This window comes from Xenorhabdus vietnamensis (assembly GCF_002127535.1).
Lineage (GTDB): Bacteria > Pseudomonadota > Gammaproteobacteria > Enterobacterales > Enterobacteriaceae > Xenorhabdus > Xenorhabdus vietnamensis.
On record NZ_MUBJ01000004.1, the window covers coordinates 11,975 to 26,864 of the forward strand.

General features: G+C 42.0%; 17 protein-coding genes. 14 read left to right on the top strand and 3 right to left on the bottom strand.

Annotated features, from left to right (window positions below; translation table 11 throughout):
* Window positions 1-42 precede the first annotated feature (42 nt).
* The 11 genes from pdxB (at window position 43) to Xvie_RS26140 (ending at window position 9,776) form a co-directional block, all read left to right on the top strand.
* Window positions 43-1,170, top strand: a complete 1,128-nt coding sequence (pdxB, locus tag Xvie_RS26090) for a 4-phosphoerythronate dehydrogenase PdxB (RefSeq protein WP_086108323.1) — start codon at window positions 43-45, stop codon at window positions 1,168-1,170.
* A 52-nt stretch (window positions 1,171-1,222) separates the two neighbouring features.
* Window positions 1,223-2,233 carry an aspartate-semialdehyde dehydrogenase gene (locus Xvie_RS26095; RefSeq protein WP_086108324.1) on the top strand — a complete coding sequence of 337 codons (1,011 nt, stop codon included), beginning with the start codon at window positions 1,223-1,225 and terminating at the stop codon, window positions 2,231-2,233.
* On the top strand, window positions 2,233-3,081 hold the full coding sequence (gene truA / locus Xvie_RS26100) for a tRNA pseudouridine(38-40) synthase TruA (RefSeq protein ID WP_086108325.1): 849 nt from the start codon (window positions 2,233-2,235) through the stop codon (window positions 3,079-3,081). Before Xvie_RS26095 ends, truA begins: the two co-directional genes overlap by 1 nt.
* 56 nt (window positions 3,082-3,137) lie before the next feature.
* Window positions 3,138-3,836: a DedA family protein gene (locus Xvie_RS26105; protein ID WP_086108326.1), complete on the top strand. Its 699-nt coding sequence runs from the start codon at window positions 3,138-3,140 to the stop codon at window positions 3,834-3,836.
* Between the two features lie 116 nt (window positions 3,837-3,952).
* The gene (gene accD, locus Xvie_RS26110; protein ID WP_086108327.1) at window positions 3,953-4,900 is read left to right on the top strand and encodes an acetyl-CoA carboxylase, carboxyltransferase subunit beta; all 948 of its coding nucleotides are present in this window, start codon (window positions 3,953-3,955) and stop codon (window positions 4,898-4,900) included.
* Window positions 4,893-6,191: a bifunctional tetrahydrofolate synthase/dihydrofolate synthase gene (gene folC, locus Xvie_RS26115; RefSeq protein ID WP_086108328.1), complete on the top strand. Its 1,299-nt coding sequence runs from the start codon at window positions 4,893-4,895 to the stop codon at window positions 6,189-6,191. Before accD ends, folC begins: the two co-directional genes overlap by 8 nt.
* Window positions 6,181-6,840, top strand: coding sequence for a cell division protein DedD (gene dedD, locus Xvie_RS26120; protein WP_086108329.1), 660 nt, complete (start codon window positions 6,181-6,183; stop codon window positions 6,838-6,840). The genes folC and dedD overlap by 11 nt, the downstream gene beginning before the upstream one ends.
* 80 nt (window positions 6,841-6,920) lie before the next feature.
* Window positions 6,921-7,115, top strand: coding sequence for a hypothetical protein (locus Xvie_RS26125; RefSeq protein ID WP_086108330.1), 195 nt, complete (start codon window positions 6,921-6,923; stop codon window positions 7,113-7,115).
* Window positions 7,102-7,590: a colicin V production protein gene (gene cvpA / locus Xvie_RS26130; protein WP_086108331.1), complete on the top strand. Its 489-nt coding sequence runs from the start codon at window positions 7,102-7,104 to the stop codon at window positions 7,588-7,590. Before Xvie_RS26125 ends, cvpA begins: the two co-directional genes overlap by 14 nt.
* 32 nt (window positions 7,591-7,622) lie before the next feature.
* A complete protein-coding gene (purF, locus tag Xvie_RS26135; protein ID WP_086108332.1) occupies window positions 7,623-9,140 on the top strand; it encodes an amidophosphoribosyltransferase in 1,518 nt (505 codons plus the stop codon).
* A 45-nt stretch (window positions 9,141-9,185) separates the two neighbouring features.
* Window positions 9,186-9,776, top strand: coding sequence for a UbiX family flavin prenyltransferase (locus tag Xvie_RS26140; protein ID WP_086108333.1), 591 nt, complete (start codon window positions 9,186-9,188; stop codon window positions 9,774-9,776).
* A 40-nt stretch (window positions 9,777-9,816) separates the two neighbouring features.
* Here Xvie_RS26140 and Xvie_RS26145 read toward each other — a convergent pair whose 3' ends face one another.
* From Xvie_RS26145 to Xvie_RS26155, 3 genes are all read right to left on the bottom strand, one after another.
* On the bottom strand, window positions 9,817-9,930 hold the full coding sequence (locus tag Xvie_RS26145) for a hypothetical protein (protein ID WP_086108334.1): 114 nt from the start codon (window positions 9,928-9,930) through the stop codon (window positions 9,817-9,819).
* Between the two features lie 299 nt (window positions 9,931-10,229).
* Complete coding sequence (locus tag Xvie_RS26150; protein ID WP_086108335.1) at window positions 10,230-11,144, bottom strand: TIGR01777 family oxidoreductase; 915 nt, start codon at window positions 11,142-11,144, stop codon at window positions 10,230-10,232.
* Between the two features lie 151 nt (window positions 11,145-11,295).
* Window positions 11,296-11,916 (bottom strand): glutathione binding-like protein, encoded by a 621-nt coding sequence (locus tag Xvie_RS26155; protein ID WP_086108336.1) that lies wholly within the window; start codon window positions 11,914-11,916, stop codon window positions 11,296-11,298.
* 203 nt (window positions 11,917-12,119) lie between these two features.
* Between Xvie_RS26155 and yfcD the strand changes: the two genes are divergently transcribed.
* The 3 genes from yfcD (at window position 12,120) to Xvie_RS26170 (ending at window position 14,869) form a co-directional block, all read left to right on the top strand.
* On the top strand, window positions 12,120-12,644 hold the full coding sequence (gene yfcD / locus Xvie_RS26160) for an NUDIX hydrolase YfcD (protein WP_086108337.1): 525 nt from the start codon (window positions 12,120-12,122) through the stop codon (window positions 12,642-12,644).
* A 436-nt stretch (window positions 12,645-13,080) separates the two neighbouring features.
* On the top strand, window positions 13,081-14,088 hold the full coding sequence (locus Xvie_RS26165) for a hypothetical protein (RefSeq protein ID WP_086108338.1): 1,008 nt from the start codon (window positions 13,081-13,083) through the stop codon (window positions 14,086-14,088).
* A 40-nt stretch (window positions 14,089-14,128) separates the two neighbouring features.
* Window positions 14,129-14,869 (top strand): NlpC/P60 family protein, encoded by a 741-nt coding sequence (locus tag Xvie_RS26170; RefSeq protein WP_086108339.1) that lies wholly within the window; start codon window positions 14,129-14,131, stop codon window positions 14,867-14,869.
* Window positions 14,870-14,890 lie beyond the last annotated feature (21 nt).

Consider the following 14,890-nt stretch of genomic DNA (forward strand, 5'->3'; position numbering starts at 1 on the left):
AGAATAGCGGATCACGCCCATTTAAGCTATTGGATGAGAAAAGTGAAAATTCTGGTTGATGAAAATATGCCTTATGCTGAACAACTCTTTCAGCAATTGGGTGAAGTGCAGGTAATTCCAGGGCGGCCAGTGCCTGAGGGAGTTCTGGAAAATGCCGATGCCTTTATGGTTCGATCTGTCACTAAAGTCAATGAATCCTTATTACAAGGCAGTTCGGTGAAATTTGTGGGAACTGCCACTGCGGGAATGGATCATGTTGATCAGCAATGGTTGTCTCAGGCTGGGATTGGTTTTTCCGCAGCCCCGGGGTGTAACGCAATTGCTGTGGTTGAGTATGTATTTTCAGCGTTGATGTTATTGGCTGAGCAAGATCAATTTCAACTCAAAGATAAAACTGTCGGTATTGTTGGTGTTGGCAATGTCGGAGGACGCTTGGCTGATCGACTGGCAGCTTTGGGTGTGAAGACTCTATTGTGCGATCCGCCCCGTGCAGATCGTGGCGATGAAGGGGATTTTTGGCCTTTAGAAAAATTGGTGAAAGAAGCGGATATTCTGACTTTTCATACACCTCTTAATCAATCTGGGCCATATCAGACTTATCATTTGGCTGATGCAGAATTATTTTCTGCATTACCGGACAACCGAATTTTAATTAATGCCAGCCGAGGTGAGGTGGTTGATAATCAAGCATTACTTTCCGTACTGCAAAATGGGAAAAAATTACGTGTAGTGCTTGATGTTTGGGAACCTGAGCCTAACCTTTCTTTACCTTTGTTGGCTTTAGTTGATATTGGTACTCCTCATATTGCCGGTTATACCCTGGAAGGCAAAGCACGTGGTACAACTCAGGTTTTTGAGGCTTATTGTGAGTTCTTGGGAGAACCTCGCAAGACTGAGCTGGCTGATCTGTTGCCAACACCTGATTTCAGTCAAGTTACGGTGCAGGGAGAAGTGACACAAAGCGTCCTCAAGCGTTTGATGCATTTAGTGTATGATGTGCGCCGTGATGATGCACCCTTACGTCAGGTTGCGGATCAGGAGGGCGCTTTTGATCAATTACGCAAGCACTATCCAGAACGGCGGGAATGGTCTTCCCTGATAGTGCATTGTAATTCAGCAGAGAGCGCTCAATTACTGTCCAGAATTGGATTTAATGCAAAAGTAATTTAATACAGGCAGGACCCTGCCTGTCAGCAAAATAAGAGAAGTGGAGAAAACCAACATGTCAGAAGGTTGGAATATTGCGCTTTTGGGTGCAACAGGCGCAGTAGGTGAAGCGATATTGGCGTTATTACAGGAGCGTCAATTTCCGGTTGGTGAACTGCATCTTCTTGCCAGTGAACAAAGTGTCGGAAAGATTCAGCGTTTTAACGGAAAAAATTTTACTGTTTGTGATGTGGCAGAATTTGACTGGTCACAGGTACAACTCGCTTTTTTTGCCGCGACGATGGAAATAACAGCACAGCATATTGAAAAAGCAACAGAATCTGGTTGCTTGGTGATCGACAGTAGTGGCTTGTTTGCGACAGAGCCGGATGTGCCTTTGGTTGTTCCTGGCGTTAACTCACACGCATTGGCTGAATATCGTAACCGTAATATCATTGCGGTGGCAGATAGTTCAACAAGTCAGGTTCTGACCGCCATCAAGCCATTGATCGATGCGGCTGGAATTGCCCGTTTACAGTTGACCAATATATTGCCGGTTTCCGTCCATGGCAAAGCAGCTATTGATGAACTGGCAGGGCAGAGTGCTCGCTTATTAAATGGCATTCCACCGGATGAAGGGCGTTTCATTAAACAATTGGCTTTTAACTTGTTGCCTTTATTACCTGATGCAGAAGGTACAGTGCGTGAAGAACGCCGTATTGTCGATCAGGTTCGCCGGATATTGCAGGATGAAGGGTTGCCTGTTTCTGTAAGCTGTGTCCAGTCTTCTGTTTTCTATGGAATAGCACAGATGGTAAGTGTGGAAACACTGCGCCCGGTTGGTATAGAAGAAGCTCGTGGTGAATTTGAACGCTTTGAAGAAATTAAAGTCTCAGAAGAAGGTGATTATCCGACTCAGGTAACAGATGCTTCAGGCAATGATGGTTTGAGCATAGGTTGCCTGCGCAATGATTACGGTATGCCCGAAATGCTGCAATTTTGGTCAGTTGCCGATAATATCCGTTTTGGTGGCGCATTAATGGCGGTTGAAATTGCAGAAAAACTGGTGCAGGAGCAATTTTACTGATGTCTGATACAGAGCTGAGTCAGTCTGTGCCAGAGGCAAAGAAAGTGAAAATTGCACTGGGGATTGAATATGACGGCAGTCGATATTATGGTTGGCAACGCCAGCAAGAAGTGAAAAGTGTACAGGAATGTTTGGAAAAAGCCCTGTCGAAAGTAGCTAATGAGCCAGTTGCAGTTTTCTGTGCGGGCAGAACAGATGCAGGGGTACACGCAACCGGGCAGGTCGTCCATTTTGAAACCTCAGCGCAACGCAAAGATGCTGCATGGACAATGGGGGTGAATACGCATTTACCACCAGCTATTGCAGTACGTTGGGTCAAAACGGTGGATGATGAATTTCATGCTCGTTTCAGCGCAACAGCTCGCCGTTATCGCTATGTGATTTTCAACCATCGCTATCGTCCGGCGGTATTGGCGAGGGGTGTTACACATTTTCATTATCCATTGGATGAGAAAAAAATGCATGAAGCTGCACAGAGCCTGTTAGGAGAAAATGATTTTACTTCTTTCAGGGCGGTGCAGTGCCAGTCCAATTCACCGTGGCGTAATATAATGCATATTAACGTTAGTCGGCACGGGCATTATATTGTTGTGGACATTAAGGCAAATGCTTTCGTTCATCACATGGTACGCAATATTGTCGGCAGCTTGCTGGAGATTGGCTGTGGTAATCAGGACATTGGCTGGATGGCTGAATTATTGGCACTGAAAGATCGAACAAAAGCGGCAGCAACAGCTAAGGCTGAGGGCTTATATTTAGTTGCCGTGGATTATCCTGCGTGTTTTGGTTTACCTGAACCCATTATGGGGCCGCTATTTCTGGAAAATGATTTAGCTTCTGGCGAATGATTTAATCTGACATTTTCGGATAATGACAAGGATGTTTGGTCATAACGAGGAATATTATGGAGTTTTTGACTCATTTTGTTGATTTTGCGAAATTCATTGTCGATTTTATTTTACACATTGATGCTCACTTGAAGGAATTGGTTAGGGATTATGGTAGTTGGGTATATGGCATTTTATTCCTGATCGTATTTTGTGAAACAGGTTTGGTAGTTACGCCATTTTTGCCGGGAGATTCCTTGCTATTCGTGGCTGGTGCACTATCCGCATTAGATTCCAACGATCTTAATGTACACATCATGGTAGCCTTGATGATTACAGCCGCGATTATTGGCGATGCTGTAAACTATACCATCGGTAGAATTTTTGGTGAGAAACTGTTCACTAATCCAAATTCAAAAATTTTTCGCCTGAGTTATTTAGAGAAGACTCATGAGTTTTATGAAAAACATGGCGGGAAAGCAATAATTTTGGCTCGGTTTGTGCCAATTATTAGAACGTTTGCACCGTTTGTTGCAGGGATGGGGAAAATGTCTTACCGCCACTTTGCTGCTTATAATGTAATCGGTGCATTTATCTGGGTGCTATTATTCACTTATGCGGGTTATTTATTCGGTGATATGCCAGTTATACAGGAAAATCTGAAATTATTGATTGTTGCAATAATCTTTATTTCTATTCTGCCCGGTGTAATAGAAGTTTGGCGTCATCGCCGTGCTGCATCAAAAAAAGCGGCAGGTAGTACAGTAGATAGATAGTAGATAACCGTAAACAGGTTTGAGCAGTTTTTTATCCACACTGCAATAGCATTGTGGTTTAATGGCACGTAAAACAAAAGCTGGCAGCAGCCAGATTCAGACGGAAAGGTTCATTAATGAGCTGGATTGAAAAGATTCTAAATAAAAGCAAAATTATGCAAACTCGTAAGGCAAACATACCTGAAGGAGTTTGGACAAAATGCGATAGTTGTGGTCAGGTACTTTATCGTGCTGAATTAGAGCGTAATCTTGAAGTGTGTCCCAAATGTGACCATCACATGCGCATTTCAGCCCGTAATAGATTGAATTCATTTTTGGATGAAGGCACTGGCACAGAATTAGGCAGTGAGCTGGAACCTAAAGATATCCTGAAATTCCGCGATATCAAAAAATACAAAGATCGCTTAGCTGCTGCTCAGAAGCAGACGCAAGAAAAAGATGCGCTGATCGTGATGAAAGGTCAGCTGCATAATATGCCTGTTGTGGCAGGTGCCTTTGAATTTAATTTTATGGGCGGTTCAATGGGTTCTGTTGTTGGTGCCCGTTTTGTCCGTGCTGTCGAACAAGCACTGGAAGATAGCTGCCCATTCGTCTGTTTTGCTTCCAGTGGTGGGGCTCGTATGCAAGAAGCCCTGATGTCACTGATGCAGATGGCAAAAACCAGCGCTGCGCTGGCGAGAATGCAAGATCGTGGTTTACCTTATATTTGCGTTCTGACCAATCCAACAATGGGTGGGGTGACAGCAAGTATGGGAATGCTTGGTGATATCAATATCGCTGAGCCTAAGGCATTGATTGGTTTTGCGGGTCCTCGCGTAATCGAGCAGACCGTGCGTGAAAAATTGCCGGAAGGTTTCCAACGCAGTGAGTTCTTATTGCAGAAAGGCGCGATTGACATGATTGTACCTCGTACGGAAATGCGTGATAAAGTTGCCAGTCTGCTTGCAATGTTGACTCACAAACCGCAGCCGGGCACAAAAGCAGAGTCAGTAGAAGAAGACGTTGTTGAATCTACTGAGGTCGAAGCTGATATAAACATCAATCCTAATAAAGAAGATGTCTGATATTTTGCAAATTCCTCAAGCCACGTCGCCGCTGATGGTGTGGCTTTCCTACTTAGGAAACCTGCATGCCAAAGCCATTGATATGGGGCTTGAGCGTGTAGGTAAACTTGGTCGCCAATTAGGCTTATTGAACCCAGCACCCAAAATCATCACGGTGTCAGGCACCAATGGCAAGGGAACTACTTGCCATACCCTTGAATCTGTTTTTCTGGCAGCAGGGCTTAAGGTCGGTGTATATAGCTCCCCACACTTGGTTCGCTACACTGAGAGAGTACGTATTCAGGGTAAAGAACCAACGGAACAAGATTTCTGTCGTGTATTTGCAGAGATTGAGGCCCAGCGTGGCGACATCTCATTAACTTATTTTGAATACGGAACATTGGCAGCATTACAGCTGTTTAAAGAAGCTGATCTTGATGTTGTGATTTTGGAAGTTGGGTTGGGTGGTCGTCTGGATGCCACCAATATCGTTGATGCTGATATTGCAGCAATCACCAGCATTGCATTGGATCATACCGATTGGCTGGGTGCTGATCGCGAACACATTGGTCGTGAAAAAGCCGGCATCTTTCGTCGCGGGCATTTTGCTGTTGTAGGTGAGCATGATATGCCTCAGTCAATTGCTGATGTTGCGGATGAATTGGGGGCGAAGCTCTTTCGTCGCGATGTTGATTGGCACTTCTCACAAAATAAAAATAGCTGGAATTGGCTAAGCGATAACCGGCATTTCAATGAGTTGCCTTTACCCAATCTTCCGTTGGCGAATGCTGCAACTGCGATGGGAGTGATCCACTGTTTGTTGCAGCAGGATGACAAAGTCAGCCGAGCCATTAATGAACAGGCAATCCATGCAGGACTGAGAAATGCCCAATTGCCGGGGCGTTTCCAAATTGTCAGGGAAAACCCGCTGATCATTTTGGATGTTGCCCATAATCCACATGCAGCAGGCTATCTGGTACAAAAATTGGCAGAACTGCCTCGTTCAGCAGACAGTAAAATTCGTGGTGTAGTTGGCATGTTGGGAGATAAAGACATTGCGGGTACGCTTGCTTGTCTTTCTCAACAGATTGATGAATGGTACTGTGCATCATTACATGAACAGAGGGGAGCAGAAGCTGGAGTCTTGTCTGGGCATCTTATGCTCGCCCGCACATTCTCCAACGTGGAGGCAGCGTGGCAGCAGGCCATAGAAGATGCATCGGTGCAAGATATCATAGTGGTTTGTGGCTCTTTCCACACTGTCGCGCATGTTATGGAGACATTGGAGGGGGGCAAGGAAGATGGCCAGTAAATTTCAAAATCGCTTGGTTGGAACCATCGTTCTTGTTGCATTGAGTGTGATTGTCCTGCCTATAGTTTTTGATAGCGACAAGAAATATAACGACGGTAAATTTGCTTCGATTCCTTTGGTGCCAAAATCGGGTAATGAAGAGAATATTGACTCGATCCCACCATTGACACAAAACATGCCGCCCACACCGTCTAAAGGTGCTGCGGAAACAATGCAACTACAGGATCAAGCGTCAGACACAGGCATGCCGTCTACGGTGAAATCCGAAATATCTCCTCCACGAGAGGTACTTCCTCCACGAGAAATACCGCCTCAGCGGAAAGAGGAAATTAAACCACCGGTCAAACCTGAACCTCGTATTGAAAATAAACCAGAAACTAAATTGAAGTCAGTAGAGCAAGCTCCTCAGGCAACAGCATATGTTGTTCAACTTGGCGCATTAAAAAATGCGGGTAAAGTTGATGAGATATTGGCGAAATTGCGCCTTTCGGGGCATCAGGTATATACAGTCCCTTCTTCTCCGGTACAGGGGCAGTTAACACGAATCTATGTTGGGCCGAATGCGTCAAGGCAGAAGCTGGAATCCATTTTATCCGAATTAAGGGAAATCACGGGGTTACAAGGACAGATCAAAAACTATAAGCCATAACCAATTGGCGCTTCGTGGGGAGCTGAAAGCTTCCCATGATCACACCACAAGCTCTACCATGGAGTTTATAAGGGTTAAGTATGACAGGTGATTTTCCATTGTGGAAACAGCAGTTAAAGATTGACCCATCACAGCGAATGCAGTTTGTTTACTTACCGAAAATAATTTTCAGTGGAGTGATAAATCTACTACGCAAACGTTTTCGTTTTCTGTTAGAATGCGCCCGACCTGAATGTTGGGAGCCTGTTTTTGGATTAAAATATGGTCTGGATTGATTATACGATTATTGCCATCATTGGTTTCTCGGCACTGGTTAGCTTGATCCGTGGTTTTGTTCGCGAAGCGCTCTCCCTGATAACGTGGGGCTGTGCTTTCTTTGTCGCAAGCCACTTCTATACTTACTTGGCGGCGTATTTTACCCGTCTTGAAGATGAACTGGTGCGTAATGGAATAGCGATTGCTATCTTATTCATTGCAACACTGATTGTTGGCGCGGTAGTAAACTATGTAATTGGTTCACTTGTTCAGCGAACTGGCCTGTCAGGTACTGATCGGGTTCTGGGGATCTGTTTTGGGGCCTTGCGCGGCGTCTTGATTGTGTCTGCTATTTTGTTTATTGCAGATTCTTTCACGCCACTTCCCAAAAGTCAGGATTGGCAACAATCACAATTGATCCCACAATTCAGTCAAATCATCAGGTGGTTTTTTGACTACCTACAAAGTGCGTCGAGTTTCCTGCCGGAGAGATAATGCTCTCCGCTTAGCTGATGAGGAAAGGCTACATGTGCGGTATTGTCGGTATCGTCGGTTTTACACCGGTTAACCAGTCGATTTATGATGCATTAACGGTGCTTCAGCACCGTGGACAAGATGCAGCAGGCATTGCAACTATTGATGGTAACAATGGGTTTCGTTTACGTAAGGCTAATGGGTTGGTCAAAGATGTGTTTGAAACGCGGCACATGTTACGTTTACAGGGAACCATCGGAATTGGACATGTTCGTTACCCTACGGCGGGCAGTTCCAGTGCATCTGAAGCGCAACCTTTTTATGTGAATTCTCCTTTTGGTATCACGTTGGCGCATAACGGCAATCTTACAAACGCACATGAATTAAAAAAAATGCTGTTTGAAAATGCCCGCCGTCATGTCAATACCACTTCAGATTCTGAAATCCTACTGAATGTTTTTGCTAATGAGTTAACCCAGTTTCCATATTTTCCATTAGAGCCTGATGATATTTTTTCAGCAGTCGCAAAAATGCACAAAAAAATTTGTGGTGCTTATGCTTGTGTTGCCATGATCATTGGGCATGGATTAGTCGCTTTTCGTGACCCGCATGGTATTCGTCCTCTGGTGCTGGGCAAAAAAACCTTGGAAGATGGTCGTAATGAATACATGGTGGCATCAGAAAGTGTGGCACTGGACACATTGGGTTATGAGTTCCTGCGTGATGTGGCTTCTGGTGAGGCGATTTATATCACTGAAAACGGGCAATTGTTTACTCGCCAATGTGCAGAAAATCCATCATTAACCCCTTGTCTGTTCGAATTTGTTTATTTCGCTCGTCCGGATTCCTTTATTGACAAAATTTCGGTATATAACGCACGATTACGGATGGGAAGGAAACTGGGTGAAAAAATTGCCCGTGAATGGGAAGACTTGCATATTGATGTTGTTATTCCCGTACCGGAAACGTCTTGTGACATCGCCCTGGAAATCGCCCACATTCTGGATAAACCCTATCGCCAGGGCTTTGTCAAAAATCGTTATGTCGGGCGTACTTTTATTATGCCGGGTCAACAGGAACGACGTAAATCGGTTCGTCGCAAACTGAATGCCAATCGTGCTGAATTCCGGGGTAAAAATGTTTTGCTGGTGGATGATTCCATTGTGCGTGGAACCACGTCTGAACAAATTGTTGAATTAGCGCGTGAAGCTGGAGCCAAGAAAGTCTATTTTGCTTCGGCAGCACCGGAAGTTCGTTTCCCGAATGTTTATGGCATTGATATGCCGAATGCCAATGAATTGATTGCCCACGGGCGGGAAGTGGATGAAATTCGCCAGATCATTGGTGCTGATGCTCTGATATATCAAAACCTCCAAGATCTTGTTCAGGCTGTACGGGAAGAAAACCCTGATATTGAAAAATTTGAATGCTCCGTATTCGATGGTATTTATGTCACGAAAGACATTGACCAGATTTACCTCGACTATCTGGAAAACTTGCGTAAAGACGATGCCATGAAAGTACGTGGACAGGGCGAAATAGAGAATCTGGAAATATATAATGAAGGATAATATTCTTATTATCATTTAGTTATAGTCAGAATCTCAGAGGAAAACATGAAGAAATTGATTGTCGGGCTGACCGGGGCAAGTGGTGCGATTTATGGTGTCAGGTTACTGCAAGTTTTGCAGCCAGTAAAAGGCATTGAAACGCATTTAGTGATCAGCCAATCAGCTCGGCAGACACTGGCATTGGAGACAGACTATTCCCTGCGAGATGTACAGGCGTTGGCTGATGTTGTGCATGATAATCGTGATATTGCTGCATCCATTTCCTCTGGTTCCTTTAAAACATTGGGGATGGTGATTTTACCTTGTTCAATAAAAACCCTATCAGGGATTGTGCATAGTTACACTGACGGTTTAATCACCCGTGCCGCAGATGTTGTTCTGAAAGAAAATCGCAAGTTAGTGCTGGGGGTGAGAGAAACCCCCTTACACTTGGGGCACCTGAGATTAATGACGCAGGCCGCAGAAATCGGGGCGGTGATAATGCCGCCTGTTCCCGCCTTTTATCATCGCCCTGAACATATTCAGGATATCATTGACCAAACGGTTAATCGTGTGTTGGATCAGTTCAATATTGATTTGCCAGAAGATCTGTTCAGCCGCTGGCAGGGTGCTAGACCCATTGGGTATAGCACTTAACCTCAGTAATCTTAGTTACAATCTTAGATAGGAATAACGTTTAATCTATTAGAATGATTTCTATTCGATTAATCCCTCTTCCTTTGTTTTTCCTTGAAATTTTGATCTTTCCGATTTCTTTAGTATTGGAAACATGAGTGCCGCAACATAACATTTTTATGTTACGGCATTGCCAATACCTTAGCTCATCTTCTGTCGTGAAGGTAATTTCATTTTCCAAGAAAATGAAATTATTGACTTGCTCTTCAACACGAACTTTATAATTATTTTCAGGGTCACTCTATCCCTTATTGATCTTCCAAGATTATAAGATTCCAGTTTAATTTTAATATCCCGGCATTGTTTTTATCTGAATGCGTTTTTATCTAAATAAACTGTTCTCTTAATAATAAGAAGAAATGCTGCTGTAAACAGAACACAGCAGCACCTCATCAAATCGGCAGATATATCAAATTAGCAAGGATTGTTTTTTGCTTTTATCACATCTTGCAAGGCTTCTTCTAATTGAAAATAACGGAAGCCAAATCCGGCTTTTTCCAGTTTCTCTGGAATGGCTTGTTGGCCACCTAAAACTAATTCTGCGGCTTCCCCCATCATTGCTTTCAATACAAATTCAGGAATGCGCATAAAGGCAGGGCGATGTAAAACACTTGCGAGTGTGGAACTGAAATGCTCATTATGAACAGGATAAGGGGATGTCATATTAAAAGGACCATATAACTCAGGTGATGCCAGTAGGTAATAGATACCATTAACCATGTCATCAATGTGTATCCAGGGCATGTATTGCTTGCCACTACCGATTGCCCCACCTAAACCTAACCGAAACAGCGGCAGCATTTTTTGCAGTGCCCCACCTTCCGGAGCCAGCACGATACCTGTACGTAACAAGCATACACGGGTTTTGTCGCTTTTGGCTTGTAAAGCAAGTTGCTCCCAACGTTCACAAAGCTGATGGGCAAATTCATTGTGAGGAGGATCATTTTCGGTAACCACCGATTGTCCCTGATCACCGTAATAGCCGGCGGCTGAACCAGAAATAAATACAGATGGTGGAGATTCACTGGTTTTGATTAGTTTGCTCAGCTGTTCTGTGAGTAGCCAGCGGCTTTGGCAAAGTATTTCTTTTTGCTTCGGTGTCCATCGTTTATTGACAATAGGTTCGCCGGCAAGATTGATCACGGCATCAAAACCGTTTAGATCGCGCAGCTCATTTAGCGTTGTCCAACATTCAACGCGATCAGAAAACAGAGAATAGACCTTTTGTGGTGAGCGACTCAAAATGGTGATGGAGTGGGGGAGCGAAAGTAATTGGCGGGTCAAGCGACAACCAATCAACCCTGTTCCTCCCGTAATTAAAATACGCATAGCCACCCCCTGAGATAATAATAGACAATTGCATATTGACTATAACAAGGAATGGCTTAAATGGTAGCGAAACATGCTGTTATCTGTTAACAATGTCAAGTTTTGTGGTGAAATATATCGCCATTAACTGAATTTTTTACATGTATCTGATTCAGGCATCTTTATAGGCTGTTTGGGTCGCAGGGCGTTGACTGATCTTATCCAACCATTTTGCAACCGCAGGATAATCCTGCAAATCGACTTTTTGGTGTTCATGGCATTTCGCCCATGGGTAAGTAGCAATATCTGCGATGCTGTATTCATTTCCTCCAAGGTAGGCCGTTTTTTCCAGTTGGGTATTTAGCACCTTATATAAACGTTTTGATTCTTCCACATAGCGTTGAATGGCGTAAGGTACAACTTCTGGGGCATAGCGATTGAAGTGGTGATTTTGACCGAGCATTGGGCCGAAGCCAGCAACTTGCCAAAATAGCCATTGCAATTGTTCGGTACGTTCACGTAAGTCTTTGCTTAATAGCCGATCTGTTTTGTTTGCCAGATAAAATAAAATGGCCCCTGATTCGAAGATGGAGACAGGTTCTCCGCCGTCGGCGGGTTGATGATCGACAATAGCCGGGATCTTGTTATTGGGTGCAATGGCAAGAAATTCAGGTTTGAACTGCTCTCCAGTGCTGATATTGATGGGATGAAGAGTGTAAGGAATACCGGTTTCTTCGAGAAAGAGGGTAATTTTATAGCCATTTGGAGTAGGGGCATAATATAGGTCTATCATATAAACTCCGTTAATAATAACTCACTGAAAAATATAGCGGTATTACATTACCATCGTTTGTCTGTAAAATGTTATAAATTTCTTGTGATAGCGTTGGTGGATTTATTTTAGTCAATTATGGTAATTCTTATCTGTTTTAGCCTCCTTAACCGGGGCATTACAGTAAAAACTGGCATACAACTCATTAATAAAAGGTTTTTAGGATGGTGCAAGAAAAATCAGCAAATATTGAATGGATTGACATCGTTAATGAAGACAATCGAGTGATTGCGCAATCGACTCGCCAACAGATGAGAGCGCAGAACTTGAGGCATCGCGCTACTTATATTGTAGTGCATGATGGTATGGGAAAAATTCTGGTTCAGCATCGTACAGAAACAAAAGATTTTTATCCGGGAAAATTGGATGCAACGGCAGGTGGGGTCGTTATGACAGGGGAAACTCTGCTGGATGCCGCTCGTCGAGAAGCTGAGGAGGAGCTGGGGGTTGCAGGTATTCCTTTTGCCGAACATGGCATTTTTTATTATGAAGAGCAAACTTGTCGTATATGGGGTGGCCTGTTCAGTTGTGTGACTCATGGCCCATTTGCATTACAGGAAGAAGAAGTAACAGCGGTTTACTGGTTAACACCAGAAGAAATTACAGCCCGTTGTGATGAATTTACTCCGGATTCTTTGAAAGCACTGTCCCTTTGGTTATCGCGTAACAAGCAAACGGAACTGTCCTAGTATATTTTATCGTTTATATGACTCTCTTTATAGAGAATTAAACAATGATTTAAAGAGGGAGAGATATATTTAAAATATATCTCCCTTATTTTTAATTATTTTTATTTTATGAGTCTATCTATTAAAATAATGTGACAGATAAAATAAATTAACAATGGTAACTTTGCTTAATAAAATGCATTAGATATGATTTCAAATGAAATCATATGCAAAGACACAACGGAAATTGATTTAAATTATATTGCAATTGCATAAAAATTAATTTCTTTCAATTCATTTATATAATTCAATAAGTTACTTTTATGATTTTTTATTTTTAATGATAAACAATAAAAAATAAATTTTAAAATAAAATAAAAAATCAAATACTACTCGTTGCAAGATGAATGAATCCATTCATTACTCCGTTAAGATTAATAGCACTAAGGGAGTTACCATGTCTTATTATGACAATTTCAAAAGACTTGATGATTTAACAATCGCTTTTACTGGAAGTACATCTAATAATGCGAAAATTTACGGTAATGGATTAAATCAGGTAGAGATTATTGTTGGTGTTAAAATAATCGATGAAAATGATAAACCCGTGACGATGACACAGGATGATTTGAAAAACAGCATTTTTTTATGCGACTATACGACTGGTGATGGGATTAGCAATAATGGAAGCAGCAGCACCTGGAATTACTCTTATAATGAAAATGATTATACAACCGCAGTGAATTATTCTAATGCCAGTAGTTTCTTTACACCTTCTGATGACGGCTCTGTCGGTTATAATTATCTTAAGTTATATATTTATTCTAAAAGTCCCAGTGATGGAAAAGTATTTGCCGCAGGGATTAATATTCCTACTATTGGTACATTCAATACAACGAAAACTGGCACCAATACACCAAATGGACCAAATGGTACAGGTTCGAAATTTGTTAAACCTGCTAATGTTACCGTTTCTGCTTTAACACCTTATAGTTATCAGACAGGTGATTTTTCATTTAATCTAGACGACCAATCTTTAAGTAATTCAAGTGATCAAGGTGCAATTCTTTATAATGTAGTGTGGCGAAATTTTTACTTAGATATCCAGAAAGAAGGCTATCGTATCGTCAAAATAGAATCTAATAACAGCTCTGGATATCGTTTCACGAGTGATTATAGCGGCTGGTGGGTTTGTCAGGGGTTTGATTTTTCTGCCGAGTATGGAAAAGGCGAGATGAAAAAATCAGTCAGTATTGTTTTTGGTAAATATACATTTGGTGTTTCTGGAAATATAAATAGACAAAAAGGTATTTGTTTTTCCGCGATCCATGCTACCTGTACCGTTCCTACCGGATATTCCTCGAAAGGCACTACGTCAGTCACTATCTACGATCAATATGGTAATAAATCAAAGCCTATTATTGCCCAAGATGGGGATAACCTAAAAATACAAGGTATGGGTTAATAAAAATATAAAACAAAGAACATGCAAAGGAAACCTAAGAATGAAAGACGATATCTGTATTCAAAATCACTTACCACAAATGGTATGTGAAGAAATTGAAAAAAATCTTCCTTTAATGACTTGTGGCTTGATTATCAATTTACATACTGAAAGTGAAGTTGATACATTAAATATTCATTATGAATTTTTTGAAAATAAAGCACTAAACCAGAAAGAATCTTCTTTGCTTCCTGAAAATGCCCTAAATATAGGGAGCAGCATGGGAGTTGTCAGTCATATGATTTTTACTCATTGTGATGACAATGCTGACGATTTATCAATGTATCAGGAACAGAGTAATCAGCTGGGTCTTTGTTCTATTGTCGTATTATGGCCAAGTGGTCGCTGTGTAAATATTGATCCAGAAACGCATTTTTCTTTTGAAGGCCGTCCTTATATTTTGGGAAAATACGATTGTTATTCTTTAATTCGCGATTATTATCATTCCAAAGGAATTATCTTATCTGACTATTTGCGAAATGATTATTATAGCAATCCCAATATTTTTGCTGATAAATCGCCAAACGAAGGATTTATTCAAGTCAATATTGATGATATTAAAATTGATGATATGCTGATATTTGATATTCCTGATTCAATATTAAAACATGCGGGTATCTATACTGAAGATAACATGCTTCTTCATCATTTACCACCGGGTAAGAGTGTCTATATGCCTTTTACAGAGAAATGGAGAAAAAGAATTGATTCTGTCTGGCGGCATAAACAATTAGTTAAATGATATAAATCATCTCTCATTTGA

Coding starts and splice junctions, on each gene's coding strand:
- Xvie_RS26095 (WP_086108324.1), top strand. CDS start 1,223: ATGTCAGAAGGTTGGAATATTGCGCTTTTGGGTGCAACAGGCGCAGTA.
- truA (WP_086108325.1), top strand. CDS start 2,233: ATGTCTGATACAGAGCTGAGTCAGTCTGTGCCAGAGGCAAAGAAAGTG.
- Xvie_RS26105 (WP_086108326.1), top strand. CDS start 3,138: ATGGAGTTTTTGACTCATTTTGTTGATTTTGCGAAATTCATTGTCGAT.
- accD (WP_086108327.1), top strand. CDS start 3,953: ATGAGCTGGATTGAAAAGATTCTAAATAAAAGCAAAATTATGCAAACT.
- folC (WP_086108328.1), top strand. CDS start 4,893: ATGTCTGATATTTTGCAAATTCCTCAAGCCACGTCGCCGCTGATGGTG.
- dedD (WP_086108329.1), top strand. CDS start 6,181: ATGGCCAGTAAATTTCAAAATCGCTTGGTTGGAACCATCGTTCTTGTT.
- Xvie_RS26125 (WP_086108330.1), top strand. CDS start 6,921: ATGACAGGTGATTTTCCATTGTGGAAACAGCAGTTAAAGATTGACCCA.
- cvpA (WP_086108331.1), top strand. CDS start 7,102: ATGGTCTGGATTGATTATACGATTATTGCCATCATTGGTTTCTCGGCA.
- purF (WP_086108332.1), top strand. CDS start 7,623: ATGTGCGGTATTGTCGGTATCGTCGGTTTTACACCGGTTAACCAGTCG.
- Xvie_RS26140 (WP_086108333.1), top strand. CDS start 9,186: ATGAAGAAATTGATTGTCGGGCTGACCGGGGCAAGTGGTGCGATTTAT.
- Xvie_RS26145 (WP_086108334.1), bottom strand. CDS start 9,930: ATGTTATGTTGCGGCACTCATGTTTCCAATACTAAAGAAATCGGAAAG.
- Xvie_RS26150 (WP_086108335.1), bottom strand. CDS start 11,144: ATGCGTATTTTAATTACGGGAGGAACAGGGTTGATTGGTTGTCGCTTG.
- Xvie_RS26155 (WP_086108336.1), bottom strand. CDS start 11,916: ATGATAGACCTATATTATGCCCCTACTCCAAATGGCTATAAAATTACC.
- yfcD (WP_086108337.1), top strand. CDS start 12,120: ATGGTGCAAGAAAAATCAGCAAATATTGAATGGATTGACATCGTTAAT.
- Xvie_RS26165 (WP_086108338.1), top strand. CDS start 13,081: ATGTCTTATTATGACAATTTCAAAAGACTTGATGATTTAACAATCGCT.
- Xvie_RS26170 (WP_086108339.1), top strand. CDS start 14,129: ATGAAAGACGATATCTGTATTCAAAATCACTTACCACAAATGGTATGT.